Annotated in this window: 23 protein-coding genes and 1 pseudogene; 7 read left to right on the top strand and 17 right to left on the bottom strand. The window is 51.7% G+C overall.

All coding sequences use genetic code 11. The annotated features are described in order from the left end of the window. Nucleotides 1-160 precede the first annotated feature (160 nt). A complete protein-coding gene (locus DP091_RS23960; protein ID WP_113060609.1) occupies nt 161-1,045 on the top strand; it encodes an ATP-binding cassette domain-containing protein in 885 nt (294 codons plus the stop codon). After that, nucleotides 1,045-1,833 (top strand): ABC transporter permease, encoded by a 789-nt coding sequence (locus tag DP091_RS23965; protein WP_181469910.1) that lies wholly within the window; start codon nt 1,045-1,047, stop codon nt 1,831-1,833. The genes DP091_RS23960 and DP091_RS23965 overlap by 1 nt, the downstream gene beginning before the upstream one ends. A 398-nt stretch (nt 1,834-2,231) precedes the next feature. On the opposite strand, the gene DP091_RS23970 is transcribed toward DP091_RS23965, so the two are convergent. The 4 genes from DP091_RS23970 to DP091_RS23985 form a co-directional block, all read right to left on the bottom strand. Then, nucleotides 2,232-3,032: a TetR/AcrR family transcriptional regulator gene (locus DP091_RS23970; RefSeq protein WP_113060611.1), complete on the bottom strand. Its 801-nt coding sequence runs from the start codon at nt 3,030-3,032 to the stop codon at nt 2,232-2,234. Nucleotides 3,033-3,178: 146 nt separating this feature from the next. Next, the gene (locus DP091_RS23975; RefSeq protein ID WP_113060612.1) at nt 3,179-3,529 is read right to left on the bottom strand and encodes a VOC family protein; all 351 of its coding nucleotides are present in this window, start codon (nt 3,527-3,529) and stop codon (nt 3,179-3,181) included. A gap of 138 nt (nt 3,530-3,667) precedes the next feature. Continuing rightward, the gene (locus DP091_RS23980; protein ID WP_113060613.1) at nt 3,668-4,405 is read right to left on the bottom strand and encodes an SDR family oxidoreductase; all 738 of its coding nucleotides are present in this window, start codon (nt 4,403-4,405) and stop codon (nt 3,668-3,670) included. A 65-nt stretch (nt 4,406-4,470) separates the two neighbouring features. Then, nucleotides 4,471-4,734, bottom strand: a complete 264-nt coding sequence (locus DP091_RS23985) for an Atu4866 domain-containing protein (protein WP_113060614.1) — start codon at nt 4,732-4,734, stop codon at nt 4,471-4,473. A 199-nt stretch (nt 4,735-4,933) separates the two neighbouring features. Between DP091_RS23985 and DP091_RS23990 the strand changes: the two genes are divergently transcribed. Continuing rightward, nucleotides 4,934-5,863, top strand: coding sequence for an AraC family transcriptional regulator (locus tag DP091_RS23990; protein ID WP_113060615.1), 930 nt, complete (start codon nt 4,934-4,936; stop codon nt 5,861-5,863). 106 nt (nt 5,864-5,969) lie between these two features. On the opposite strand, the gene DP091_RS23995 is transcribed toward DP091_RS23990, so the two are convergent. The 3 genes and pseudogenes from DP091_RS23995 to DP091_RS24005 form a co-directional block, all read right to left on the bottom strand. After that, nucleotides 5,970-6,803: a carbohydrate ABC transporter permease gene (locus DP091_RS23995; RefSeq protein WP_113060616.1), complete on the bottom strand. Its 834-nt coding sequence runs from the start codon at nt 6,801-6,803 to the stop codon at nt 5,970-5,972. A 16-nt stretch (nt 6,804-6,819) separates the two neighbouring features. Next, nucleotides 6,820-7,711 (bottom strand): annotated as a pseudogene (locus tag DP091_RS24000) (carbohydrate ABC transporter permease). A gap of 100 nt (nt 7,712-7,811) precedes the next feature. After that, nucleotides 7,812-9,212 (bottom strand): ABC transporter substrate-binding protein, encoded by a 1,401-nt coding sequence (locus DP091_RS24005; RefSeq protein ID WP_071223248.1) that lies wholly within the window; start codon nt 9,210-9,212, stop codon nt 7,812-7,814. 317 nt (nt 9,213-9,529) lie between these two features. Between DP091_RS24005 and DP091_RS24010 the strand changes: the two genes are divergently transcribed. The 3 genes from DP091_RS24010 (at nt 9,530) to DP091_RS24020 (ending at nt 11,848) form a co-directional block, all read left to right on the top strand. After that, nucleotides 9,530-10,015, top strand: coding sequence for an anthrone oxygenase family protein (locus tag DP091_RS24010; protein WP_113060618.1), 486 nt, complete (start codon nt 9,530-9,532; stop codon nt 10,013-10,015). Between the two features lie 171 nt (nt 10,016-10,186). Next, nucleotides 10,187-10,873, top strand: coding sequence for a G1 family glutamic endopeptidase (locus DP091_RS24015; protein WP_113060619.1), 687 nt, complete (start codon nt 10,187-10,189; stop codon nt 10,871-10,873). 87 nt (nt 10,874-10,960) lie between these two features. After that, complete coding sequence (locus DP091_RS24020) at nt 10,961-11,848, top strand: DUF2268 domain-containing putative Zn-dependent protease (protein WP_113060620.1); 888 nt, start codon at nt 10,961-10,963, stop codon at nt 11,846-11,848. 68 nt (nt 11,849-11,916) lie between these two features. On the opposite strand, the gene DP091_RS24025 is transcribed toward DP091_RS24020, so the two are convergent. Continuing rightward, nucleotides 11,917-13,146, bottom strand: a complete 1,230-nt coding sequence (locus DP091_RS24025; protein WP_113060621.1) for an amidohydrolase — start codon at nt 13,144-13,146, stop codon at nt 11,917-11,919. 32 nt (nt 13,147-13,178) lie between these two features. Beyond that, nucleotides 13,179-13,865 (bottom strand): ankyrin repeat domain-containing protein, encoded by a 687-nt coding sequence (locus DP091_RS24030; protein WP_373456947.1) that lies wholly within the window; start codon nt 13,863-13,865, stop codon nt 13,179-13,181. Nucleotides 13,866-13,990: 125 nt separating this feature from the next. On the opposite strand from DP091_RS24030, the gene DP091_RS24035 reads away from it, so the two are divergent. Then, nucleotides 13,991-14,860 (top strand): LysR family transcriptional regulator, encoded by an 870-nt coding sequence (locus DP091_RS24035; protein WP_113060622.1) that lies wholly within the window; start codon nt 13,991-13,993, stop codon nt 14,858-14,860. An 87-nt stretch (nt 14,861-14,947) separates the two neighbouring features. Here DP091_RS24035 and DP091_RS24040 read toward each other — a convergent pair whose 3' ends face one another. The 8 genes from DP091_RS24040 to DP091_RS24080 all read right to left on the bottom strand — a co-directional run bounded on the left by DP091_RS24040 (nt 14,948) and on the right by DP091_RS24080 (nt 26,416). Next, nucleotides 14,948-16,798, bottom strand: a complete 1,851-nt coding sequence (locus DP091_RS24040; protein ID WP_113060623.1) for an ABC transporter ATP-binding protein — start codon at nt 16,796-16,798, stop codon at nt 14,948-14,950. Further along, nucleotides 16,782-18,557: an ABC transporter ATP-binding protein gene (locus DP091_RS24045; protein ID WP_113060624.1), complete on the bottom strand. Its 1,776-nt coding sequence runs from the start codon at nt 18,555-18,557 to the stop codon at nt 16,782-16,784. The genes DP091_RS24040 and DP091_RS24045 overlap by 17 nt, the downstream gene beginning before the upstream one ends. 279 nt (nt 18,558-18,836) lie before the next feature. After that, complete coding sequence (locus tag DP091_RS24050) at nt 18,837-20,894, bottom strand: HelD family protein (RefSeq protein WP_113060625.1); 2,058 nt, start codon at nt 20,892-20,894, stop codon at nt 18,837-18,839. A gap of 204 nt (nt 20,895-21,098) precedes the next feature. Next, entirely contained in the window at nt 21,099-21,932 is an 834-nt protein-coding gene (locus tag DP091_RS24055) for an ABC transporter permease (protein WP_113060626.1), read from the bottom strand. Continuing rightward, nucleotides 21,929-22,879, bottom strand: coding sequence for an ATP-binding cassette domain-containing protein (locus DP091_RS24060; RefSeq protein WP_113060627.1), 951 nt, complete (start codon nt 22,877-22,879; stop codon nt 21,929-21,931). The genes DP091_RS24055 and DP091_RS24060 overlap by 4 nt, the downstream gene beginning before the upstream one ends. 60 nt (nt 22,880-22,939) lie before the next feature. Next, entirely contained in the window at nt 22,940-23,758 is an 819-nt protein-coding gene (locus DP091_RS24065) for an NAD(P)H-binding protein (protein ID WP_113060628.1), read from the bottom strand. A 67-nt stretch (nt 23,759-23,825) separates the two neighbouring features. Next, nucleotides 23,826-24,716 carry a helix-turn-helix transcriptional regulator gene (locus DP091_RS24070; protein ID WP_113060629.1) on the bottom strand — a complete coding sequence of 297 codons (891 nt, stop codon included), beginning with the start codon at nt 24,714-24,716 and terminating at the stop codon, nt 23,826-23,828. Nucleotides 24,717-25,144: 428 nt separating this feature from the next. Further along, the gene (locus DP091_RS24080; RefSeq protein ID WP_113060630.1) at nt 25,145-26,416 is read right to left on the bottom strand and encodes a Gfo/Idh/MocA family protein; all 1,272 of its coding nucleotides are present in this window, start codon (nt 26,414-26,416) and stop codon (nt 25,145-25,147) included. Nucleotides 26,417-26,420: the final 4 nt, after the last annotated feature.

The raw sequence follows: 26,420 nt of genomic DNA on the forward strand, positions 1-26,420 counted from the left end.
GTTCTTTTTTTATACCCAGAAGCTCCATCATCCCTGTAATCTCACGCAGCGTCTATACTTAAAAAAACATATTGCAAGTCAACTGTTTATACAATATACTAATTATCAATTAAACTGTTTATTATATATACAATTAATATTTCAAGGAGATGAACCTAACATGAGTAACTATGCTGTTGAGATTCGTCAATTGCGTAAAAGCTTTGGACATCAAACCGTCCTGGACGGGATCAACCTGAACCTGCCGGCAGGAAGCGTATTTGCCCTTCTCGGTCCCAACGGCGCCGGCAAAACCACCTTAATCAACATCCTATCGACCTTGGTGACACCCGATGCAGGCAGTGTGCGGATCAACGGATATGATCTCGAAGAGGGCAAGCAGGATGTCCAGAAGTCCATTAGTCTGACCGGCCAGTTTGCTGCCGTCGACGAAGTATTGACCGCGGAAGAGAATCTGCGGATGATATGCAGGCTGTCGGGTTTATCCGTAGCGGAAGCACGCCTGCGAACCGCCGAACTGCTCGAACAATTCGATCTCGCAGCTGCTGCAGCCAAGCGCGTGAAGACGTATTCGGGCGGAATGAAAAGACGGCTTGATCTTGCGATCAGCCTTACCGTGCCGCGTCCCGTTCTGTTTCTGGATGAACCGACCACGGGACTGGATACACGCAGCCGCCGTACCCTGTGGGATATCATCCTGCAATTGAAGAGTCAGGGCATCACCATACTGCTGACCACGCAGTATTTGGAAGAAGCCGATCAGCTTGCTGACCGGATTGCGGTCCTGGATAGTGGACGAATCGTTGCTGAGGGGAGCCCGGCTGAGCTGAAGACCCAGGTCGGAGGTGAAATGCTGGAGCTCCGCAACGTACACGACGAGGTGATTCACAGGATTCCGACAAACGGCAGCATTAGGGATGTCGCGCAGACGCTTCAAGAGTTGACTCGCCTGCTTCCTAGCGAGACGCGTGTAAGTCTTCACAGACCAAATATGGATGATGTATTCCTGTCGCTAACTGACAAGAAATTGGAGGAAATTGTATAATGAGAGCAACAGCTTCGAACTCAAAAACAGCGTCTTTAGCAGTTACCCAAACCGTCTTTATCGGTCGCAGCTTACGTCACAGCATCCGAAACGCGGAGGCCATGATTACGGCCATGATGCTGCCGATTATGTTGATGCTGCTGTTCACCTATGTGTTTGGCGGCGCACTCGATCCCAGCGGACGGTATGTAGACTACGTGGTGCCGGGAATCATATTGCTATGCGCCGGCTTCGGATCGTCCAGCACGGCCGTCAATGTCTCCCAGGATATGACCAATGGCATCATTGACCGCTTCCGCACCATGCCCATTCAAAGCATCAGTGTCATTACAGGACATGTGGTAGCCAGCCTTGCCCGAAACATGCTGGCGACATTCGTCGTTATCGCTGTAGCTCTGCTCGTCGGATTCAGACCTTCGGCCGGACTTCTGGATTGGATTCTCGCCATCGGTTTGATCGCGCTGTTCATCTTTGCCTTCACTTGGCTCTATGCCGCCATCGGCCTCGTTGCAGGCAGTCCGGCAGCGGCCGGCAGCTATGGATTCGCCCTGCTATTCCTCCCCTACCTCTCCAGTGCCTTCGTTCCTACCGAGACGATGCCGACATGGCTGCAAGGAATCGCAAGCTACCAGCCGATCACCCCGGTCATCGAGTCCATTCGCGGGTTGCTGACGGGTGGATCTGTCCAGGATCACATCGGCTGGGCAATAGGATGGTGTCTGTTCATCCTTGTCGCCTCTATGGTATGGGGCATGTGGACCTTTAAGAGAAAAGCTGGTCGACGTTAAATATGCTTTAAGCGCGGTACCATTCAAGCATGCCCCGGACCACACACCGCATAGAGGGAGCAGTACTCACAATATAGTATTTCGTTTTTAAAAGCCACATAAGGGACTTCGTCCTCCTTCCAGCGGCGGTCATGTCCGTCCGGAAACGATATTTACCAAACTAGATCATGGTCCCCCGCATCAGGCTTTATGAATTAGCAAAAAACCGATCCTCATACGAGGATCGGTTTTTTACTCAGCTGCGGCACACTCTTACTGCACGCTCTTACTGCACGCTCTTACTACACGCTCTTACTGCACACACTTACTGCACTCTATTACTGCTCGCACTTACTGCACTTCTTACTGCACTTTCTTACTGTACTCTCTTACTCCACACTCTTACAACCACGCGAATATCATGACTTGTCCGACTGTCCAGGCTGTGTCTTGGCCTGAAGATAATGATCAATGCCGTCCAAGATGCGTTCCAACCCGAAATCAATGTCGTTGCCAATCGGGTTCTCTTCCTGATTCTCTTCCGTGTAGACTCCCGACATCACAACCGGATGCAGGAATGGAAACCGATCCCGCGTTACAAGTTGTTTCAGCGCGGCCGTATAATCGAGTCCGCTAAATTGTTCCGGGGTGGATCCTGCCTGCAGGGCGCGGTCCATGTCCCGCTGCATCATGCCGCTTGTTCTTGAATAATTGCTTAACAGGAGAATCAAAGACATCCGCTCATAATCATTCAACGGCATGTCCTTCATGAAGCGCAGGCCCCAGTCGATAAATCGCAGATTGTTTGGCGTAAGGGGGATACCCGCAATCGGTATGTCGCCGAACCAGGGATGGTCACGGAATACCTGCATCGTCGATTTGACGTAGATTCGCATATTCTCGCGCCAATCCGCGGAATCTTCCGGTGGAATGGGAATATCGCACACGGCGTCCTGCATCAGGAGCAGCAGGTCATCCTTGCTGGTAATATACCGGTACAGGGACATGGCAGTAAAACCCAAAGCGGATGCGATCCGATTCATGGAGACCGCCTGAAGCCCTTCTTGATCAGCGATGTCGATGGCCGTCTGCACAATCTGCGTCAGGCTCATCTCCCGTTTCGGTCCCCGCTGCGGCGGCTTTACCAATCCCCAGCTCAGAGCCGCCCCTCCGGGCAGCCTAGATCCAATATCCGGATCCATACTCTCATCTTTTGACATGATTTGTGTATCCTTTCTGCATTCTAGCTTCTGATGTCCATTGTTAATTGTTTATATTATAAACAGTATATCATATGCGTTCATTCTTATGTGCAGAGTAGAATATGAGCATACTTGCGAGGATACCAAACTTGACCACCGTGCACTCATACATGTGACAAAATGTTGACCAGCTTCCCGAACGGATCGCGGACAAAAAAGCGTCTTACTCCCCAAGGCTCATCAACGGGTCCATATTCAATGGAAAAGCCTGCCCGCCTCATCTCCTCGAGCACAGCCTCTATCTCATCCACTTCGATCGACAGATCAGGGACGGGCGTGCCGCCGCCTCCCTCGGAAGCAAAGCTGATCTGTATGCTCATCCTCTCCTGCGAGCCATAAGTGGTAATCCAGCCATGATCCATTAACATATCCAAACCCAGTACATCTTGATAAAACTTCTTGGCTGCGGCGACATCCTCCGTATCGATATTCGCAACGATTCGTTTAACTCTCAACTTGTCCTCCTCCATTCATCATGCTAAAGATATCATTGCATCTATGCTTTAAGCGCCCTCATGTAAAATACATAACTAAAGTATAACAAATCCTTCCAACAAAAAAAGCTGTTGAGATTGAACTCAACAGCTGATTCGTTAGCTCCCTGATGCGGTCGGCCTGATGATGATTTCATTCACATCGACTTCCGGCGGCTGCTCGATAGCATATACAATCGCTTGCGCAATCGAAGTCGCCGGAATGGATATTCTTCGATATTCCTTCATGACCTGTCTGGCCGTATCATCGGAGATACTGTCGGCAAGCTCCGACTCCGTTACCCCCGGCGATATTTGCGTGACCCGTATACCGCTTCCGACCTCCTGCCGCAGGCCCTCCGAGATTGCCCGAACCGCATGCTTGGTCGCACAATAAACGGCTGCGGTTGGCGATACTTCGTACGCCCCGATGGAAGCAATATTGATAAATTGACCAAAGCCCTGCTTCTGCATCACCGGCAGCCCTGCCGCAATGCCATGGAGGACGCCGCGGATGTTCACATCGATCATCCGGTTCCATTCGTCCACCTTCAAGGCCTCCAAGGGTGACAGAGGCATGACGCCAGCATTGTTGAGCATGACATCCAGCCTACCGAATCGGCTCACCGCCAAGTCAATGAAAGATTCCATTTGATCGAGATGAGCCACATTCAGCGATTGGTAAACAGCTGATCCGCCTTCCCGATTCAATGCAAAAGCAAGCTTCTCCAGCCTGTCCGTCCTTCTCGCCCCAAGAACCACATGGGCGCCGTGATGAGCCAGCAGCCGGGCTGCCGCTTCACCGATCCCGCTGCTTGCGCCTGTAATGGCCACGACTTTTCCTTTAACGTTAGACATACAGCTCTCCTCCTGATACCTGTTCTGTACTTCTAAGCCAAACCGTTCTCTTCAATCTCGCACGTTTAGTTTTCCCGTACCAACACCATCCCTGCATGATAGAGAACGCCGTCCCGAAAATCGCCGTCAGCCGTGAATCCGGTATCATCCACATATTCGATGTGATCGCCTTGAATGAAATAGCGGCCTTGATAAGCGCTTTTCCGCCGGCCCCGTGCTTCATCGTAACGACCGTTTGGCAGCAGTTCGTGGCGAATGTATCCGTCCTTGGTCACCCACACGCCTATATAGGGATGCTGAACCTCATTTGCTTTAAGAGCTGGATCCATTCCAATACCTCCTTATTACTCTTATCTGATCCTCTTGAGTTTCATGCATAACCGTCCTGCCTTCAACCATCGAGGATACTCTAATTATGCCTGCATGGAGTATTTATCCGGTAGCCGAATCCACCGCGATTCTTGCCTATTCCTGCAAATCTTATTAAGATTAAATCAAATACGATTGGAGGAGGCTCGCCAAACCGGGATGTTAGATCATGGAGGAAGCACTCTGCAGAATGAACTTGCAGGATACATCGAAAAATACACGGGTACGGACGGTACCCATACTACGCCTATACCCAATCTATCTTTAATACGGGCAACCGACGGGACGGAATTGATCCACTCGATTCACGAGCCCGCACTGTGCATCGTAGCTCAAGGCAGAAAATTAATCATGCTGGCACAAGAAAGCTATTTTTATGACTCGAACAGTTATCTTGTCGTTTCGCTGCAATTGCCCATATCCGGCCAAGTGATTCAGGCATCACCGGAGCGGCCCTACCTGTGCCTTAGACTGGATTTGGACCGTCATCTGATCTTCGACCTCATTCCATCCTGCCAAGAGGCTCTTCCTAAGAAAACCGACTCCACAAAAGCCCTCTTTGTCAGCTCGATGAATCAGGCACTCCTGGATGCCGTCGTCCGCCTCGTGCGCCTTCTGGATACGCCGGAGGATATTTCCGTCCTTGCTCCCCTGGTCACGAAGGAAATTGTTTATCGAATCCTTCAAGAGGAACAAGGCCAATCCCTGAAACAATTTGCCGTCAGCGGCAGTCATGCGCAGCGAATCGCGGCAGCGGCCCAGTTGATTGAGCGGGATTATAATCAGCCGCTTCACATCGCGGATCTGTCCGCTGCCGTCAACATGAGTCCTTCTTCGCTTCATCATCACTTTAAGGAAATCACCGCCATGAGCCCGCTGCAATATCAAAAACAAATCCGATTGCAAGAGGCGCGCCGACTTCTGCTCTTGGAAACATCCGAAGCTGCAGATGTAGGCTTTCAGGTCGGCTATGAAAGTCCCACTCAATTCAACAGGGAATATGCCCGCATGTTCGGTTTGCCTCCGATCCGGGATATCAAGCGTCTGCGCGAGTCATTGTATGTCGGCCCTAGGCAGGTCCAGGCTTGATTGGAACAGACAGCTCACGGGAGCGATTTCGCCAAACACAAAAAAACGGCATGGCTGCCGTTTTTCTATTTTGGGCATCCCCATGCCCTGCATTCTGTTATTTTCCCTATCCCTTCGTTCCGCCCTGCAGCCCGAAACCCTTGGACATGAACTGCTGGGAAAGAATATACATGATGATTGCCGGAATGGCGTACAGCACGGAGAAGGCGGCCAGACTGCCGTAATCGACCATGCCATACTGCCCGAAGAACTGATAGAGCTTTAGGGAAGCCGGGAACTTCTCCGGCGACTGCAGCAGGATATACGGAACGAAGAAATTGCCCCAGCTGCCCGAGAAGGTAAATATCGCGACCGTACAAATACCCGGAACCATCAGCGGCGCCACCACCTTGCGCATTCCCGTAAACACCGAAGCGCCGTCCACCCAGGCGGCTTCCTCCAGATCGCTCGGCACGGAATCCATGAAATTCTTCATCATCCATATCCCGTACGGCATGGACGATGCTACATAAAACAAGATGACGCCAAAAATATTGTCATACAGCTTGAGCCCCAGGAACAGCTGGTACACAGGCACCATTACAGCCGTAATCGGGAGCGATGTCATAAACAGAATGGTCAGCATAAAGGGCTTCTTATATTTCATCTGATAACGGGATAGCGGATAAGCTGCGAGCAGCGCCAGAAGAACAACCAATACGGCTTGGCCAAGCGACATCACCAGACCAATCAGATATGCGCGCTGGTTCTCGCTGCTGGTCATCACCTCTACGTAGTTTGCACCGGTAACCCTGCTGGGCATCTTCAGCGATTGCATCGCATTCGGATCGACGGAAGCCACGAGCACCCAGAGCAGCGGCAGCACAAAGCAAATACCGATCCCCGTTAGGATCGCGTACGGCAGAATTCGATAGATTAATTTACGTTGTTTGGCATTCATATGATCTCACCTCTGGTTACTCTTTCATCGACCTGATATACAGCAGGCTTAACACAATCCCGATCAGCAGCAGCAGCAGCGAAATGGCGGTTCCATAGCCTAATTGATAGTTCACAAATGCCTGATTGTACATGAAGATCGGCAGGGTCGTCGTCGAATTGCCCGGACCGCCCCCGGTCATCGCATAGATGAGTCCGAACACCCCAAGCGTCTGCAGCGTAACCAGCATCATGTTGGTTGTAATGGTGCTTTTAATGTAGGGAATAATGATGTGCGTGAAGATTTTCCACTTGGAGGCTCCATCCACCACCGCCGCTTCCTCAATTTCGTTAGGCACATCATCCAGCGCTGCTTGAAATACCAGCATCGAGAAGGCGGTGCCGTGCCAGATGTTCGCAAGAATGATGGTCAGCATCGGGACGGTAAACAGCCAGGTCACTTCCGAAAATCCAAAAAAAGTGATGATCGCATTCAGCGTGCCTTCATCCCCAAAGAAACTGTATAAGCAAAGAGCACATACAATTTCGGGCGTCACCCATCCTGCAAGCACAATCGTTCCAATCACTCGCCGAAACGTTTTGTTTCTCTGCTTCATCAGCAGCGCGATCAGAAATCCCAGCACCTGCTGTCCGATCACCGCCGAGCCGATGAGAAAAACCAGCGTGTTCCATATACTGATCCGAACCGTGGGGTCCTGGAACATCCGGGTATAGTTGTCAAGGCCGATAAACTTAAGCTCCCTCGCCGCTTCGCCGGTTAACGCCAGGTTGGTGAAGGAATAGAAGAACGTTAACAGAATGGGATATATAAAAAACACGAGCATAATCGCGATTGAAGGAAGCAAAAAAAAAGAGCCAGGTATACGTTTTTCTTCGTTTCGGGTAAACGTCTACGGACAGACTGCTCATGGTTCGTTCTCCTTTTCGTGCAGATGATCTGAAACACCGCTTGCCCAAGCCTCCGCGATTATGGAGCGCTTGAGCAAGCCGGTTCTTCACGTATAGCCGATTATTTCTCCAAGATATGATCCGCTCCGACAATGCGGGTGACGTCCTGCGCATATTTATTCATGGCATCTGCAGGCGATGTTCCCGTTGCTACGGATTCCACCATGGTCTGAATCTGCGTCGACACTTCCGGATACTTCTCCTGGGCCGGTCTAAACTCTGCGTTCTGCAGGTATTCGGTCGCGATTTCGTTAAACGGCATTTTCGTATATTCCGGATCCTTGGCAACATCGGCACGGACCGTGATATTCCCTGAGGACATGACCAGCTTCTGCGTATTTTCCTTGTTTAGCGCATACTTGATAAATTCCCAAGCCTCGTCTTTGTTCTTGGAGTTGCTTGGAATCGACAGCGCCCACCCTCCGGCTAGCGTAATCGATCCAGGGTCCTGCCCTTGGCTGGTCGGCATCGGCGCGAAGCCGAGCACATCTTTGTATTCAGGCCATGGCGCCGCGCCTGATTCCATATAGTTACCTGTGATCCAGGATCCATCCAGGGAAATCGCCAGCTTGCCTTGCGGCAGGTATTCGCGGGAAGCCGTGTTGCCTGCCTGACCGTTCAATACTTTGGAGAGCGGGGGTCCAAGCTTCTCCTTATTGACCGTCTCCACAAAAGTCAGCGCATCCAGAATGCCCTGGCTTTTCGTAATCCATTTGCCGCTGGCATCGTCATACAGCCTTTCTCCAGTTCCGTAGAGCAGCATTTCATAGGTTTGCATGGAGGTGGCTTCGCCTGTAGCCTTGCCCATGTTCATCCAGATCGGCACAACATCAGGCGCCTTCTCCTTGATCGTACGCGCAGCGCTTAAGACCTCCTCCCAGTTCTTAGGCTGCCAATCCTCCGGAAGACCTGCCTGTTTGAATATGTCCTTGTTGTACCAGAGGCCCCTGGAATCCGTATTGTACGGTACGCCGTACACCTTGCCATCGCTGGCAGTGACCCCCTTCTTCATCGCTTCGATAAAGGAACCGTTGCCCCAGTCTTCCCATCCCGCCAACTTATCGTCAAGCGGTTCGAGATAACCTGCGCTTGCATCAGAATTCAGGATAAAGGTATCTTCTGTCACGATATCCGGCGCCGTATCTTTTGACTTGAGCGCCAAGGCCACCTTGGCAAAATAATCGCCTTCCGAGGCCTGAATCGGAGTCGGCTTAATCTCTACGCTTTTGTCAGGGTAGCTGGCCGAAACTTCCTTGAGCCATTTATAGAACGCTCCGTTCTCGCCGATCCCGTCATCCCGAAACGTCACAGTAATGATTTTCTTGGCCGTCTCTCCATCCTTTCCCGGCTCCGGATCGCCGGTATCGGCCGGCGCCCCCTTACCCCCGGTACAACCGAATAACAAAGAAACGCTTAATAAAGCCGTCGTTACTAGCCAAAAACCCCTCTTGCCTGACTTCATACTACTCCCTCCTTTTGGCTGCAGCACATTTGATATATTATCCAAATTCTGTATACGCTTACGAGAGCGTATATATAACTCTATTTTGAAAAGAGTGCGGATATTCTGAACTTTTTTTCTCATAACGGGCGGCTTGATGAACTAATTACCAGAAATAGAAAATATTAATATAAATACAGAGTCTATGGATTGATGATAATGTTCTGCATATTTAGGTCTTTACTTTTGCTGGAGATCTAATTATATTTGTATGTACAAACAATTAAATGAATATACTGGAACCTACCAGAAACTATGACATTGGAGGTTTACTATCCATGAGTGACCGCTTAATTTTTTTGTTGGCTTTATTCTCGGTAACCGGATCGGGACTCATAGCCGGGCTGTTCTTCGCCTTCTCGTCTTTTATAATGACAGCGCTAGCCCGAATTCCCAATGAACAGGGGATCCATGCCATGCAGTCCATCAATGCAACCATCCTCAATCCTTTGTTCGGCACATTGTTTACAGGCACTGCGTTAACCAGTATCGTGCTTGCGGTCGTATCCATCATGCGCTGGGGGGAACCCGGCTCGTTGTACTTGCTTGCCGCCAGCCTGCTCTATTTAGCGGGATTCATCATAACGATGGCGTTCAATGTCCCGCTCAATGACGCACTGGCCGCCGTTGACCCGGGTAGCATTGCCGGAGGCGAGGTATGGAACAACTACCTGAGACGCTGGATGCCCTGGAATCATGTGCGAACCATCACCTCTTTAGGGGCGATGATCCTGTTTGTTTTTGCGCTAAGGTATCTTAACTAAGCAGCGATCACGAGGTGTCTGTCACCCATCGTTCTTAAATGCCTGCGTATCCCTGCGCTGCTCTCTTCATTGGTGAACCACATCTCATTTGAACTTTCTAACAGAAAACCCATACCAACTCTACCGATTCTTCATTAGATATACTATCAATCTAGTAAAGGCGGTGGAGATATGGGGATTCTCACGATAGATAAGTGGAATCACACTTGCCAACTTGACACTTCAGCCAAGCCGCGTCGTAACATCGGATGGATTTCAAGCAATTGGAGCGGATACAGCCTCAAAGGAAAAAAAGGTGCTTACAAACAGATCTCCGCCAAATGGAATGTGCCGTTTGTTCGTCCAAGCCGTGCGGCGACCTATTCCTCAGCATGGATTGGAATTGACGGCTTCGGCAACAGCAATCTGATACAGACCGGAACAGGTCATGAATTCATAGACGGCAAGGCTTACTATTATGCATGGTGGGAGATCCTCCCGGCCTCGGTTACGATCATTCCGCTGCCGATTCTGCCGGGTGACCGGATGCATGCCAGCATCAGCAAACGCAGCGGTTCGAACTGGTTAATCTGCCTTCGAAACGAATCCCGGAACTGGACCTTTCGAACATTACAGCGCTATAACGGTCCGCAGACCTCAGCGGAATGGATCGTTGAAACCCCCCAAATTAATGGGGCGCTTGCAACCATGGCAAGGCTGTCTCCTGTCGTCTTCTCCTGCTGCCGCGTCAATGGGAAAAGTCCAAAACTGACTGCCGATAACGGGGGCATCATGCTCCAGAATTTAAAAGTTACCTCCATTCCCTCCGATCCGAACAGGGCAGGAGACCGGTTCGTTGTCAAAAGTATTTATTCATAATAGAGACTTGACCTTCACGCAGCGTAAAGGATTATCCTCAACATTATACGAAGCAGCTATTGCTTTCGATAAGAGGAGGATATCAGTATGCAATTGACCGCCATCGATACACTAACCCATCAACAACAAGCTCTTGAATCTGGGCCTGAGCTGCGGATTACCGCATATGAGAAGCTCGTGAATAAGCCGCTTCAGCCGTTTATGGACACGATACGCAAGCGCATGCCTCAAGGACAGGACGATTACGATATGACGCAGCTGCTGGGATTATTTCGCTCGTCCGATCATCCTAAGGAGGGGCTCCGGGCTTTGTCTCGCTTGGAGCAAGCGAGTTCCTGGAGCCGATGCAAGGAAGCCGTGATGAAGGCATATGCCGCATTAAAGCCGCAAGCTCACGGCATTGAGCTGGGAGATTTGCTCTTCACTCTGGCGCTGGGTGACCGTGAACGGTTCAGCCCCCATCCCGGATATACAGGCTCGGGGGGAACTCCGGGACAAATCATGGTGGTTGTGTGGCCGAACGATTATAACCTGCCGAGGCTGGCAGCCATTACGGCACATGAATTCCATCATAACGTGAGGCTCTCTTATGAGCCATGGAGTGCCGAGACAACGGTCGCTCAATACCTAGTGCTGGAAGGACTCGCCGAAGCTTTTGCCGCCGAAATGTACGGCGAGGATCACTTGGGACCCTGGGTTCATGCCCTGAACGAAGATCAGCACAGCGAGCTTCTTCCGCGTTATAGGGACGCGCTGCAGGTAACCGGGTTCAATGAGATACGAGGTTACATGTTCGGGGATCTGGAAGGGGATCTTTACGGCTTTACGAAAATGGGCATTCCACCCTATGCGGGGTATTCTATCGGCTACCGGATCGTAACCGATTATTTAAGACAGAGCGGTATATCCGCGGTCGAGGCGACTTATATTCCCTGGAGGGAAATCATTGCGGATTCCCCCTACTTCAGGGAATAACAACCGAAAGCCATAACCAACAACAGCCGCTGCACGCCGGAAATCTTCGGCAAGCAGCGGCTGTTTCTTTACCATGATTCGTAAACCGGTTTCCCCTTGAACAGGACGGCCCGGCGGCGTGACCGCCTGGCAACGGCTTCGGCCGAGCAGCTGGCTCCTACGATCACCGCGTCCGCCGCATCCCCGACGTTGGGCCAGGCATAGCGGCCGTCCTGATCCAGCGGCGTCACCCCTCCCGTAATAAACCCGAGAGCCTGTCCGAGCGAACGCTCATCGTACATATGGAAGCGTTCGGCCAGCGTGCCCGCTTTGTCCAGATTATCCCCTTTGCCGAATGGGGACCAATGGTCCATAATGCTGTCTTGCCCAAGCGAGATGTCTACGCCGCGGCGGTGCAGCTGCGGAATCGGAATGGTTCGGCCAAGCGGTACGGAAGAGGTGACCGAAATGCCCAGATCCGCCAACCGAATCGCCACCTCATCCACTTCGCTTGGTGAGACGTCCGCGAAAGCCAGCGCATGGCTGAGCGTAACCCTCCCGTTCCAACCCGCCTCTTCCGTAAGGTCAGCTACGCGCTTAAAGGTATTCAGCCCTACATGCGACGACTCATGCAGGTGCAGGTCAATGCCGGCGTTGGCTTCAACGGCCAGCTCCATCACGGTGTTCAGTGATTTTTCCATATTTTCATCCACCGTTGTGGGATCCAGACCACCAACAAGGGCTGCTCCGTTCCGGAGCGCTTCCCTGACCAGAGAGACGGACTGGCTGCGAAGCAAGCCGTGCTGTGGAAATGCTACAATCTCGACAAAAGCTTTTTCCCTGTATCTTTCAACCGCCTGCAACGTGGCCTCTAGATTTCTCAAGCCGACAACAGGATCCACATTGCAATGGGAGCGGATATGGGTAGACCCGTAGCGCAGCAGCAGATCCAGCAGTCCCTCCGCTCTTTCCTTGGCTGTAGGCAGCAGCGCCGGAAGCAGCCTCTCTTCCTCCTCGATTCGGCTGAAGATTCCGTGAGCCGGACGGCTTGGTGCCTTCCATGGGCCCCCATAATAGGTTTTGTCCAGGTGGATATGCATATCTCTAAATGATGGGAGCATTAGATCCCCCTGCACATCCCTTGTCGTCAGTAACGTATCAGGCAAAGCATCCGCAGGTCGGATCTCTGAGAAAGTCCCATTTTCTATTTTCACATGAAAAAGTTCCGTTTCGGTTCCGATCACGACGTCATCCTCGTAGCGGTAACCTGTTTCCAGACGGACATTCAGCAGCCAAAATGCAGTGCTCTGTTCGTTCATAACGTTCATCCCCTTCTCGCTTATACCTGCCTCTATTTGCCTTGCCCTTCGTTTACAGCGTCCAATATGATGCGCTCGATTTCTTGATATCCCCGCTCCCTGGCATGCTGCAGGGGAGTTACGCCATTCCCGTCGGGAATCCGGGCATCCGCCCCATGATCCAGCAGCAGCTTCACGATGCGCTGATATTTCTCACTGCCGTCACCGAGAATGACAGCCTCCAGCAGTGCGGTCCAGTTCAAATTATTTATATGGTTCACATCGACGTCGGTCCGGGTCAGCAGCTCTTGAACAATCTCCACATGTCCGCGGTCGGAGGCCGGAATGAGAGCCGTCCCGCCATAACGGTTCGTCAACGTCACGTCGGCATCGGCTTCGATCGCGAGCCGCAAAATTTCCATCATTCCTTCTGCACCGGCATACAAAAATACGTTATTCCGTTGATGATCCCGTATATTGATATCAGCGCCAGCCTGAATCAAAGCCTCTACCGTTCCGACATGATTGTGATAGGTCGCTACCATCACGGCTGTTCTTCCCCGCTCATCCGTCGCATTGATGTCTGCGCCGGATTGAAGAAGCTGTCGTACTTGCTCCGTATTGCCTTGCTCGGCATATTCAATGAGTTCACGGTTCATATTCTGCACCTCGTCTTTCTCCGGATTGGATTGACAGGCCGACAGGAAAAGGATCAATAGAATCGCTGATAAACGCAGCACTCGATGCTCCCTCCTCTTTCTATCGTGTATATTGGTATGCTAACATGAGACAGAACCATATGAAAAATACTTAAAAAATTGAATTCACTAAGGTTTTTCATATACAAGGAGGATGGTTTCAACCGATGGACATCAGACAGCTCCGGTATTTTATTGCCATCGTGGAGGAAGGTACGATCTCGCTTGCCGCCAACCGGCTTCATATATCCCAGCCGCCCCTCAGTCAGCAGCTGAAAGCGATGGAGGAGGAGCTCGGGTCCGTCTTGGTATATCGCCGAGGAAAGCGGCTCGAAATCACCGAATCGGGTAAAGCGCTGTATAAATATGCGCTCCAGGTGACCCAGCTCATGGAAGAGGCCAAAGCCGAGGTTATAGAGGTCGGAAACGGCGATAAGGGCACGCTGAGTCTCGGCATCAATACATTATCTTCGGTAGAGCTGCCGTTATGGCTGCATGAGTTCAAAGCAAGATATCCCCAAGTTTCGTACAAAATTCAGCAGAACGAGTCGTATCAGCTCTGTGAGCTCGTAAGAAACCGGTCGCTCGAACTAGCGATCGTCCGCCTGCCGCTTGAATTGGATGATTTCTCGATCCTTCATCTGCAGACGGAGCCCTTTTATATGCTCACCTCTGAGGCATCCATCGAACAGGAGATAACCCTCTCTCATATTGCCCAGTATCCGCTCATATTGCCAAGCACGGAAGGATTGGGCGTGTACTATACGATCCAGATGGCTTTCTCGGAACAGAAACTCCAACCGAACATCGCAGCCGAATGCTCCGACATTTCGCTGCTGCTGCGCTTGGTCGCTTCAGGCTTTGGCGTGGCGATCGTTCCCGAAACGCTGGTCAAGCAGCACTTGCCAACATCTGTTCATGCCTTCCAAATCAAGGACACTCCGGCAGCGGCTTCCACAGCCTTGATCTGGCTGAGGGATCATCACGTCTCCAGAACGGCTCTGAACTTCATTGACTTGTTGACAAGTGCCCTATAACTGCTTACTGCTTCTATAATCGGCCGCTCATACAAAAAGAGGACAGAGCTAATGAAAGCTCCGTCCTCCGGCAAGAAATTAATGCGGTTATCTTGTACGATACAATGAACCGGCAGCCTCGTGCTCCTGCTTCTGTCCTTGGGAGTGAAGATACAGCTCTTCATAATACCCATGGGAGTTCAGCAGTTCCTGATGCGTGCCTTGCTCCACGATCCGGCCTTTGCTCATGACCAAAATCCGGTCCGCCCCCATGATCGTAGATAGGCGATGGGCAATGACAAGGGTCGTTCGCCCCTCGGCCACAAGTTGAAGGGCGTTCTGGATCAACTGCTCCGTATGCGAATCCAGATTGGCGGTCGCTTCGTCTAGAATGAGAATCTTGGGCTGGAACACAATGATTCGGGCGAAGGAGATCAGCTGCCGTTCGCCGGCGGACAAGCCGCTGCCGCGCTCCGACAACCGGGTGTCATAGCCTTCCCTCATCCTCATGATGATCGAATCCGCACCGATAAACCGGCAAGCCTCGATCACCCGTTCCCTCGAGATGGTCTCGTCGAACAGCCGTACATTGTCCAGCACCGTCCCGGAGTAGAGATACGGCTCCTGCTGAACAAGGCCTACCATCCGGTGCAGATCGGACTGTGCCAGCTCCCTGATGTCGATTCCATCAATTCGAATGCTTCCTTCATTTACATCATAGAAACGGCACAGGAGACTGATAAGCGAGCTTTTTCCCGCGCCGGTGGTACCGACAATCCCGATCATCTCTCCAGGGTTGATATGGAGATCCAGGTCCTGAATGACCGGTGCCCCGCCTTCGTAACCGAACGTGATCCGATCAAATTCAACGCGTCCCTCGACACTTGCTTTCTCGATGGCCACCGGCTTGCGCTGATCCGTAACCTCAGGCTGAATCGCCAGGAGACCCCATATCCGGTTAATCGCCACCGTTGCCGATTGCAGCGTGTTCCACTGCTGGGTGATCGTGTTGATCGGCTGAAAGAATAAACGGATATACGTTATGAAGGCATACAGCACGCCGAACTCCAGCGTCGTGCCCAGGACGGCTTGTCCGCCGAGCCACGTCACGAACGCAATCGCCAAGTTGTTCAATATTTCGTAGGAGCGGTTAAACAGCACATTCGTCCGGATCTCCCGAATGTTGGCTTTGAAATAAGAGCCGTTCCGTTCCTCGAACTGCTTCTCCTGCTCCTTCTGCTGATGGAACACTTGAATCAGATTCATGCCCGATAGATTCTCGGCCACAAAGGCCACCATCCGGGATAACCGCGTTCTGGCCATCTGATAGGTGTGGCGCATATAACGCCGGAACGCAATGGCGATCCCCGCAATGATCGGCAGCAGGATCAAGCAGTATAAGGTCAGCGTGACATCCAGCTGGAACATCAGGACCAGAATGAAGATCAAGGTGAAGCCGTCGCGGAACAGGCTGAGCAGCACCTGGTTAAAAAACTGATTGATCGCTTCGGTATCACTGGACACATGCGTAATCAAGCTGCCGCTCGGCACCTTATCGAAATAAGACATCGACAGCTTGGATATATGGGCAAACAGCCGTTTGCGAATGCTGGCTACAATGCTCTGCCCCGCCTTTTGCAGCAAATTATTTTGCAAATAGGTAAACACCATGCTGAGCAGCGATAACAAAAAATAGATAGCGCATATGAGCATCAGGCCCCGAAAATCGTTCTTGCCGACCATCAAATTATCATCGATTGCGATTTTCATCAGATACGGCTGCAGCAGCTCTGCCGAGATGGCAATCAAGGTGCAGCCGATAAACCCGGCAAAAATCAGCTTGTATTCCTTCATATAACCCGACAAAGCACGGAATGTGGAAATATACTTGGGCTTGGACTGAGGGGCATTCAGATCCGCCTTCTGGTCCAGCTGCCAATTGTTAATGGCCTGTGCCATGATGCTTCATCCCCTCTTCCTGAATGTCATGCAGCGTCCGGTACAGTCCGTCCTTCGACAGCAGTTCTTCATGCGTGCCCCGCTGAACCATCTCTCCCTGATCCAGGACTATGATCTCATCGGCATGTTTCAATGCACTGATCCGGTGGGCAATGATGATCGTAGTCTTCCCAGCGCGGATATCCCGAATCGTCTCCATGATTTCCGTCTCCGTCACCGCGTCGACGGCGCTTACGCTGTCATCCAGAATGAGGATAGGCGCATCCTTGATTATTCCCCGTGCAAGGCTGGTCCGCTGCCGCTGCCCTCCGGACAGGGTAATGCCGCGCTCCCCAAGGCGGGTCTCGAACTTGTCCGGAAACTCCACGATGTTGTCGTAGACCCGTGCTTTTCGCGCCGCTTCCTCGACGACAGCCGGCTCCGTGTCCCGTTTATAGAAGGCAATATTCTCGCGGATGGTCGAGCTGAACAGGAAGCCGTCCTGGGGAACATAGGCGATCCCTTCGCGCAGGCTTTTTAATGTAAGCTTCCGAATATCCACACCCCCGATCAGCACTTTCCCCGGAGGCGGGTCAAAGGTACGCAGCAGCAGCTTCATAAGCGTAGTCTTGCCGCTTCCCGTCCGGCCAATAATGCCCAGCGTCGATCCGGGAGGAACATCCAATTGAATGCCGCGCAGAACCTGTCTGGCCCCCTCCTCTTGACCATCCGCATCCTCGTAAGAGAAGGATAAATCACGCACTTCAATGCCCGGGTTCTCCTGATTCAGCTCCTTGGCGCCAGGCAGTTCCTTAATGTCGGCCTGCTTGCCAAGCAGGTCGTTTAATCGGTCAAGCGAAGCCCTCGCGCGCTGAACGACATTAATGACATTGCCGATCTGCTGCAGCGGATTCATCAGCATGCGAATGTAAAGCGTCAATGCGACAAAGTTTCCGACCGTAATCCGTCCCAGAATGGTCAGGTAACCGCCGAATAAGAGGGCGATAATGAGTGAGGTAGCGCCCAGAAACGGAATGATCGATTGAAAGAGCGATGATACGCGTACCAGCCGCAGCTGCTTGTCCCGGATGCGGTCCACCGTCGTCCCAAAACGCCGCTTCATCGTGTCTTCCACCGCGAACTTCTTGGTGACACGGATCCCGCCAAACTGCTCCTCCGCCGATTCCGTCATCACACCCAGCGCTTCCTGTACCTGCAGGGACCTTCTTCTGATAATCGGTCCGAGCCAAACGACAATGACCGGAATCAGCAGCAAAGGCGCGATGCTCGCAGCCACCAGATACAGCGGTACGTTCGTGATCAGCAGCATGACGATTGTAGAGACCAGCAGGATGGAGGAGTTTGCCGTCTGATTGATCCCCATGGAGATCGCTTCCCTTACCGTCGTCACGTCATTCATGAAATAACTTAGCAGCTTGCCAACGCCATTCTTGGAATAAAATCGCTCACTGAGCCCCGTAAAATGGACAAACAATCGGCGGCGGTTCATAAATTCGAAATACCGCCCCGTATACATCACCAGAAACTGACCGATCCCGCCGATGACGGCGAAGCCGACACCGATACCCAGCAGCGTCCAGCTGTACTGCACGATACCGTCGACTGACAATAAACCATCCTTCAGTTCATCCGTAAAATTGCCCAGCACCCTTGGGAAGTTCACGTGGATGATGTTAGCAACCAGATGACAGCAAACCGACAAAACATAAAACGGCCACGTCTTCCTGAAAAAATCTCCAAGTATTCGATGAGAGTCCAATGTCCCATATCACTTCCTGTCCCGTTATTGGATTGATTAGCCCGTTACGTTCCTCCTTCCATACGTTTGCTGTGATACTCCCATATTAATAGGTTCTAGAAATAAATCAGTCCTCCTTCCCGAACGGCCATATGATTTATACAAATTCAGGCATACTGTGTAACAGCAGCCGATATCATTTCAATCCAATCATCTAGAAGAAAAAAGCCGCAACCATTCGTCGCGACTTTTTTAAAAGGTGGTCCTATGGATGGCGCTACCCTGATTTTCGGCTCACGCTCACACCGCCAACCAAGGTGCCGGCTCGCCCGAATAGGTCAGCGAAAGCTTATGCATGGCCCGGGTACAAGCAATATAGAGTAAGCTTCGATCCATCTCGGAACGATAGTTTTCGACGTCCGCAAAAGGAACGATAACCTGATCGAATTCCAGTCCCTTGGCCATATGGGCGAAGGTGATCGTAATTCCCTCCTCAAAGCGTTCACTGCTAAAATCAAGCAGATTCACGCTGCCCTGAAGCCCCCTGATGGACTCATACACCTGCCGGGCCTGCGAAGACGTTTTGCATATGATCCCCATCGTCTGCATCCCGGAATCTAAAAAGTGCCGGCTAAGCTCATGAATGAACTCCAGCTCCTCCCGGGCGTCACGACACCGGATCACCTGCGGTTCTTCTCCATGCCGCTCCACGGGAATCATGGTGCTGCCCGGATGGATTCGCTTCGCGAGACCCATAATTTCCAGCGTGGAACGATAGCTTTTTAACAGCTCTATTGTATCGGCATGCGGAAATACGCTCTTGATATCATCCAGTGAAGTGGACGTATATACGTTGACCGACTGGTTGCTGTCCCCAAGTATCGTTTTTTTGCACGAAAACCATTTCGATAGCACGACGTATTGAATCGGTGTATAATCCTGCATTTCATCGACCAGCAGATGCTTCACCATATCGTATGACGTGTTTCCCTCCAAATGCATGTTGAGATACAGCAGCGGAAATACGTCCGCATACTCAATCGTTTTCCTTCCGTTCATGACAAACATGTCCGGTTTGTTCCCATATGAGAAAAATTCCTTGTACATGCTGAGCGCATTTTGAAATTTGAACATGTTCTTGATCGCGGTTTTGACCTTTTTGGCTTCTGCCGCAGTCAGTCTCTCTCCATCCTCTGTACGAACCCGGCCTGACAGGATGGAAGCCGTCTTCTCCAATCGCTGCCTGATCGGCGTGATCATGGTGCCAAGATAACAGTCCCTGATCTCCGAAGCCGAAATACATACGTCTTTCAGCTGAATATCCGCAGCCAGGAAGAAATGCTCACCGGCATATTTCGTATAAGCCTCCAGCTCATGTACGAAGTGCATGCTGGCCTTGTACCGGATCCGTTTAATGGCCTGTTCGTCATTGGCACTCACGATTTCATTCACCTGTTCGAAGAAGGTCTGAAACTGACATAATCCCCGCAGCTCTTTGGCAGCAAGCTCCTCCATCGTAACCTCCATGATTTTCTCTTCGCCAAGCTCTGGCAGAACGTTGGATATATAATCAGAGAATACTTTATGAGGAGATATAATGAGCACGTTGCTGGAAGTCAACGTCTCCTTATGGCGGTACAACAGAAAGGCTACCCTGTGCAGAGCCACCGAGGTTTTACCTGAACCTGCCACCCCCTGTATGATCAGCTCATTCGCGGTTTCGTTTCGTATGATGGCATTTTGCTCCTGCTGGATGGTAGCCACAATATTCTTCATCTTCTCGTCCGACGTGCTGCTGAGCTCCTTCTGCAGGACGTCGTCATTGATGTTCATGGAGCTCTCAATCATATATTCCATTTGACCTTCTTTGATTTTATACTGCCTTTTGACGGTAATTTCGCCTTGCATCCTGCCCATGGGCTCTTCATACGACGCAGGACCGACATTGTAATCATAGAACAAGCTTGCTACCGGCGAGCGCCAATCATAAATCAGATGCTCCTGACTCTCCGGATTCGTGAATGAATGGATGCCAATATAGTAGGCATCTTCTTCTTCCGGTTCATTCGAACGGAAATCCACCCGGCCAAAATACGGCGACGTGAGTAGCTTGCGCATCTTCTGCAGTCTCGCCGCCGTCTTCTCACCCGTATCAATGGACAAGGAAATATCAACCCGGTTGGCCGCCCGTTCCGCCGCATCCAATTGGGCCATGTTGACCCACAGGTACTTCTTGGCTTCAATGATATCCCTGTAAGAATCAGACACTTTCCCCTCTAATTCCTTCGATGCCCGATGAAGCTCCTTTACTACAAACTCTAGATATTCCCGCTCTGCGCTTTCGCTTGGATTCAGCATTAGGAACCTCCCCCTCTTTGCTAAAGAATAGCTTTAAGTATAGGGGTTTCCCGAAAAAAATATAGACTTATACTTTCCGTTGTAGTATTGTGTATTTATCGTGGGTCCAAAAATACCTATACGATTTACATCAACCATAATGTCATGACATAGATAAAAAAACCAAGCTGCATGCTCATGCAAGCCTGGTTTTTTTTATGCCTCTTACCGCTCGTTTTTGGTTTGGTACAGATACAGCGTAAGTGGAACGAAAATAGCGATAATCACCACGCAGACCCCGATTCCTGTCATGATCACAGGCATGGTTGCCGTGCCGTTCATCAATCCCCTGACCGTGGCTGCCGCCATGCTGATCGGATTCAGGTCGATGAGTATGCCCGTCCATTTCGGCATCGTCGACGAATCCACCAGAATGTTGCTGGCGAACAGCAGCGGGTATATCGCGATCATGCTCGACCCCGATACCGTCTCCGGCCGTTTGGCCACGACGCCGATCAACGCAAATATCCAGCTGACGCCGAATGCAAAGAACAGGATGAAGGCAATGGCAAGTGCCACCTGGATGACGCTGCCCTCGGGGCGGAAACCCAGCGCGAGCCCCGTGCCCAGGGCCACGATTACGCCGATTGTATAGCGCACCCCATCCGTCAGGATGGACCCAAGCACCGAGGCGGGCTGCCAAAAGGGCAGCGTTCGAAATCGATTATATACCCCTTTGGTAATATCCGAGCATATCGTGGTTCCGCTATACACCGTCATGGGCACGACCGTCAGGATCAGAATGCCGGGCAATAGGAATTGAATATAAGCCCCGGTTGACCCGGCCATAGCGCCGCCGAACAAGTAACTAAATATAAGCAGCAGCAGAACCGGCGACAGAACCGCGTCCATTACCAGACCCAACCCGTTATGCTTCGTATGCTGCCAAGTTCTCCACATAAAGATTCGGATCGCCGTCAGGGCATGGGGAGGATCGGTATCGGCTTGGCGAACAGGCAGCACGTCGTCCATATCCGCTGTATGATGAGTTACACTCATGGCGTGCCTCCCATCGACTTCGCGTGGGTCAGAGACAGAAAGACCTCATCCAGACTCGGTTCGCTTAAGGCGAAATAATCAATAGCGAACCCGTGCTTCATCAGTGTATGGAGGGCCTGATTCGCAGCACTTGCATCCTTGACCGGAATTTTATGTACCAAGGGATGATCGTCCTGCAATAAGGTCAAGGCATGTTCCTCATTTAACAAATTACCCAGCTTGTGCTGGTCGGCCGGTTCGATGAATTGGATGGTTAACGTTCTGCTGCCAACGGATGCCTTCAATTGCCGGGGCGTCCCTTCCGCAATCAGGCTCCCCTTATCCATCACGGCGATCCGGTCCGCCAACTGATCGGCTTCTTCCAGATATTGCGTCGTCAGCAGCACGGTGGTGCCCCGCTTCAAAAGCGACCTTACAACTTCCCACACTTGAATGCGGCTTTGCGGATCGAGGCCCGTTGTCGGCTCATCCAGAAAAATAACGTCGGGTTTCGTAACGATACTGGCGGCAATATCCAGCCGCCTCCGCATCCCGCCAGAGTAATGCAACACCGCGCGGTCCTTTGCTTCGTCGAGTCCAAAGGATTCGATCAGCTCCTCGCTTATGGATCGAGCCGATTTCGCAGAATAACCGTATAGCCTTGAAATCAGCATTAAATTCTGAAGACCGGAGAGTCCCTCATCCAGTGCTGCAAACTGGCCTGTCAGGCTGATCTTTCTTCGAACGTGCCGGGCATTGCTTACGACATCATACCCAGCCACGCGTGCGAATCCCCCATCCGGCTTAACCAGGGTGGATAACATATGAATGGTGGTTGTTTTTCCGGCGCCGTTCGGACCTAACAAGGCAAACAGCTCTCCTTGTTCCACTCGCAGATCCATTCCTTGAACGACCCCAATGCCGTTATAAGATTTGCGAAGCTCTTTCGTTTCAATGGCGTAAGGCAAGTTTCACAACTCCTCCTCTTCTTATACAAATCGACCTTTAGATTGCCATGCTGCTCACACTTAAAAATCATCTTTATGATCACGGACCCAATCAGCAAGCGTGGCCGCCGGCCGCCCCGTGACTACCTCCACCGTCGGCAATACCGTATAACCGACCTCGGGCGGATTTTTTCCCATTTGCACAAAAAATTCAATCGACTCCTCGTCATAGCCTTGCTCTCTCCATTTATCTCTCGCCTGTTCCTCGGTCAGCTCCACAAAGCGGATGTCTCTGCCTGTTACCTCGCTTATAATCCGAACCGCTTCCATTCGCGAGAGGGCTTCCGGCCCCGTAAGGAAATATTCTTGTCCATGGTGACCTTCCTCAAGAAGTGCGGCGACGGCAACGCGAGCGATATCGGCTTCGTGGATTCTCGCACTCAGCGCATGGCCGAACGGCTCGCGGACGACGCCTTCGTCGCGGATCGATTCCTGCCAATCCACCAGAATATTCGCCATAAACTCGCCTGGCTTGAGCAAGGTCCACTCCATTCCGCTGACTCGAAGTGCAGCTTCGACAGGCCCTTCTTCATAGCCCACCAATACCGTTACCCGCTGTATGCCAGCCTTCTCGGCAAGCTCAATAATCCGCGGATCCGTCTGCAGGGTCCCGTATGCCTCATCACTGGAAATGATCAAATGCATGGCCCTCACGCCTTGCAGGGCGGGGATCAGGCTATCCGGGTCGTTGAGGTTCCCGGCAACCACCTGTACACCCTCCGGCAGATTCGCTTGCTGCGGATTGCGTGATATCGCTCTCACCTCTATGCCTTGCTGCACAAGCTGCTGCACGATGTGCTTTCCAACGGTTCCTGTAGCTCCTGTTACCAAAATGGTCATATGAAACTTCCTCCTCGAGTTTTAGCTAATGGTTCATGTTCATTCATTGTTCATTGTTCTTGGTCCATTATTCATAACGTTTACGTATTTCCTCCAGCTCCTGCAGCAGTTCTGCTTTCAGTTCCGGCGGGGAGATAATCTCCACCTTTGCACCGTAGCTTAAGATCACCGAGATGGCATAAGCTTTGGTATAGAACACCGTTTGGACATCAAGAAGTCCCTCCCCGGAGATGAAAGCCTCCGGAAATTGCTCGGTCACCCGCGGTGCGGCGGATGAATCGAAACGGAGATGAGCCTGTATGCCCTGCACCGCCTCCTGATCCTCCCGCCTCAGGTTTCCTCTTGGTAGGAACGTGTCGGTGGATATTTCAAGACTGGATATGCGCGATACCCTGAAGATTCGTTTCCCCTGCTTTAACAAGCAGTAGGCCTCCAAATACCACACGCCTTGTTCCCAGTACAGCTGCAGCGGCTCCACTTGCCGCTCCGAGCGGCTGCCGGATGAACTCGTGTAGTGAAGCGTCATCAGGTTCGAGCGTTCAATGGCATTTAAAATGGGTCGTACCCATGCCCGCTCATGCTCCGACGTGCTCATATCGAATAGGATTTGTTCATGACATCCTCCGTTCAACAGGGCAGGCTGCAGGGTTCCAAGCTTATTCAGGATGGAAGTGTATCTCCCCTTCACAGTCCCTTCGATGCCCTTCAAAAGATTGTAGAGCGCCAAAAAGTCGTCAACGGAGAAGTGCTGCCTCGTCAGATAGAACCCGTTCATTAATTCAAAGCCGCCGTCCGCACCGGTGTAGGAAGCAACCGGAATGCCAGCCTGATTAATGAGGTCCACATCGCGGTAGATCGTACGAACCGAGACTTCATACCGGGCGGCTAGCGCCGTGGCCGTCACTCTTTGTTTGGTCAACAATTCCATCGTAATGCCAAGCAGCCGGTCGAGTTTCATCGATAACACTCCTCGCGTTTCATACTTTTTGACTTCTGAATCGAATAATAAAGCATGAATCCTGACATCTAGTATGTCAGGATTACATTTCGTTCTTAATGGATTGGGGTTATTTTTCAGGAAAAGAGTGGATGAGGTGGGATAACCAAAAAAGCTCCGTATCACGGAGCTTCCTGCATAGATTATATCAGCTCAAACTGTCTAACTGCTACTGAAACCATCCGCTGACAGCTAGCTGTTCCCGCTGTTATGCCAGCAGTTGGCGTATTAAGCGTTCCATTCGACCCATTCGCCATCCTGCGGAATTTCGGTATGGCTGCGCAGACCTTCCGCTGCCAGACGACCGGACAGCTCCTCTCTTGTCACAAGACAGTGGTAAAATATCTATTATGAATTTTTCATATGATGTATTTTTAATATAATTTCTTTTATTTCACCGCATTCTCTTCCGCCATCAATTCCCGCGCATAATCGTTCAAATTGATGGATTGGCCATGATTCAGCCTCGATTTCTCCGCTGCGAACGCAATCAGATGGCTCCGCACGGAGGCACTGGCCGACGTCAGGCTCTCCTGCCCGTTATAGCTCCGAACCTCCTTCAGGAAGCTCGCCACAATTCCGCTGTCGCCCCCGCCATGTCCGCTCGACTGCGAAGGAATCGTAATCTCCGTTTTCTGCCCGGTCAGGAAATCGTAAACCGTAATCTTGCCTTCCTCTCCTCGAAGCTCGCCGCGGGTGCCCATGATCTGAATTCTGCGCTCCTGTTCATACGTAAACCCGCACATGCTGAACATTGCGGTGGCGCCGCCTTCAAACTCCATGTTGACGACCTGATGATCGACCACATTGTTATCGCTCCGATATACGCAGCGGCCATAGTCCGTATCGCGAAGCCCCTGAATGATGTTCGGCTTGGTCAGCTCCTGGGTGAAATGCCCCGCCCATCCCTTGTACTGATCGCTCAAGTAAAACCGGGGGGCCGAATATGGACAGGTCGCTTCTACCTGGCAATCGAGGCAGCGGTCGGCCGAACCTTCGGGGGCCTGCTCCTCCCTGAAATGCATCAGGGAGCCAAACGAAGTGACCTGCGTGCAAGGCCGGTCCATCAGCCACGACAGCACATCCATATCATGACAGGATTTGGCCAGTATCATCGGGCTGGCCTTGTCGGAATGATTCCAGTTCCCCCGCACAAAGCTGTGGGCGATATGCCAGTATCCCACATTCTCGTTCAGCTGGATCGAAGCCACCTCACCGATGGTCCCTTCCTGAATCACGCGTTTGATGGTACTCCAAAAAGGGGTATATCTCAGAACATGGCATATGGTCAGCAGCCTGTTGTTGCGAATGGCCGCCTGCTCCATCTCAAGACACTCCTTCGGTTCCGGAGACATCGGTTTCTCCAGAAGCACATGATACTGTTTCTCGAGCGCTTGCATGGTTGGGCCATAATGCATGCGATCCTGCGTGCAAATGACGGCGATATCGGCAAGCTTTGGCTCCGCCAGCAGCGGCTCCCAGGATTCATAACACTGTTCCGGCGGAATTCCGAACCTCTCGGCAAATCGGATGCGCCGCGCCGGATCGGCCTCGGCCACAGCCACGAAGGTCAATTCATGCGGGTAATCCAGGGCATAGGGGGCATACCCCCCGGCGCCGCGCGCGCCGGCCCCGATCAATATGGCTTTCAATTGTGTCATAACA

The organism is Paenibacillus sp. MDMC362 (genome assembly GCF_003269305.1).
In the GTDB taxonomy this organism is placed as follows: Bacteria; Bacillota; Bacilli; order Paenibacillales; family Paenibacillaceae; genus Paenibacillus_AQ.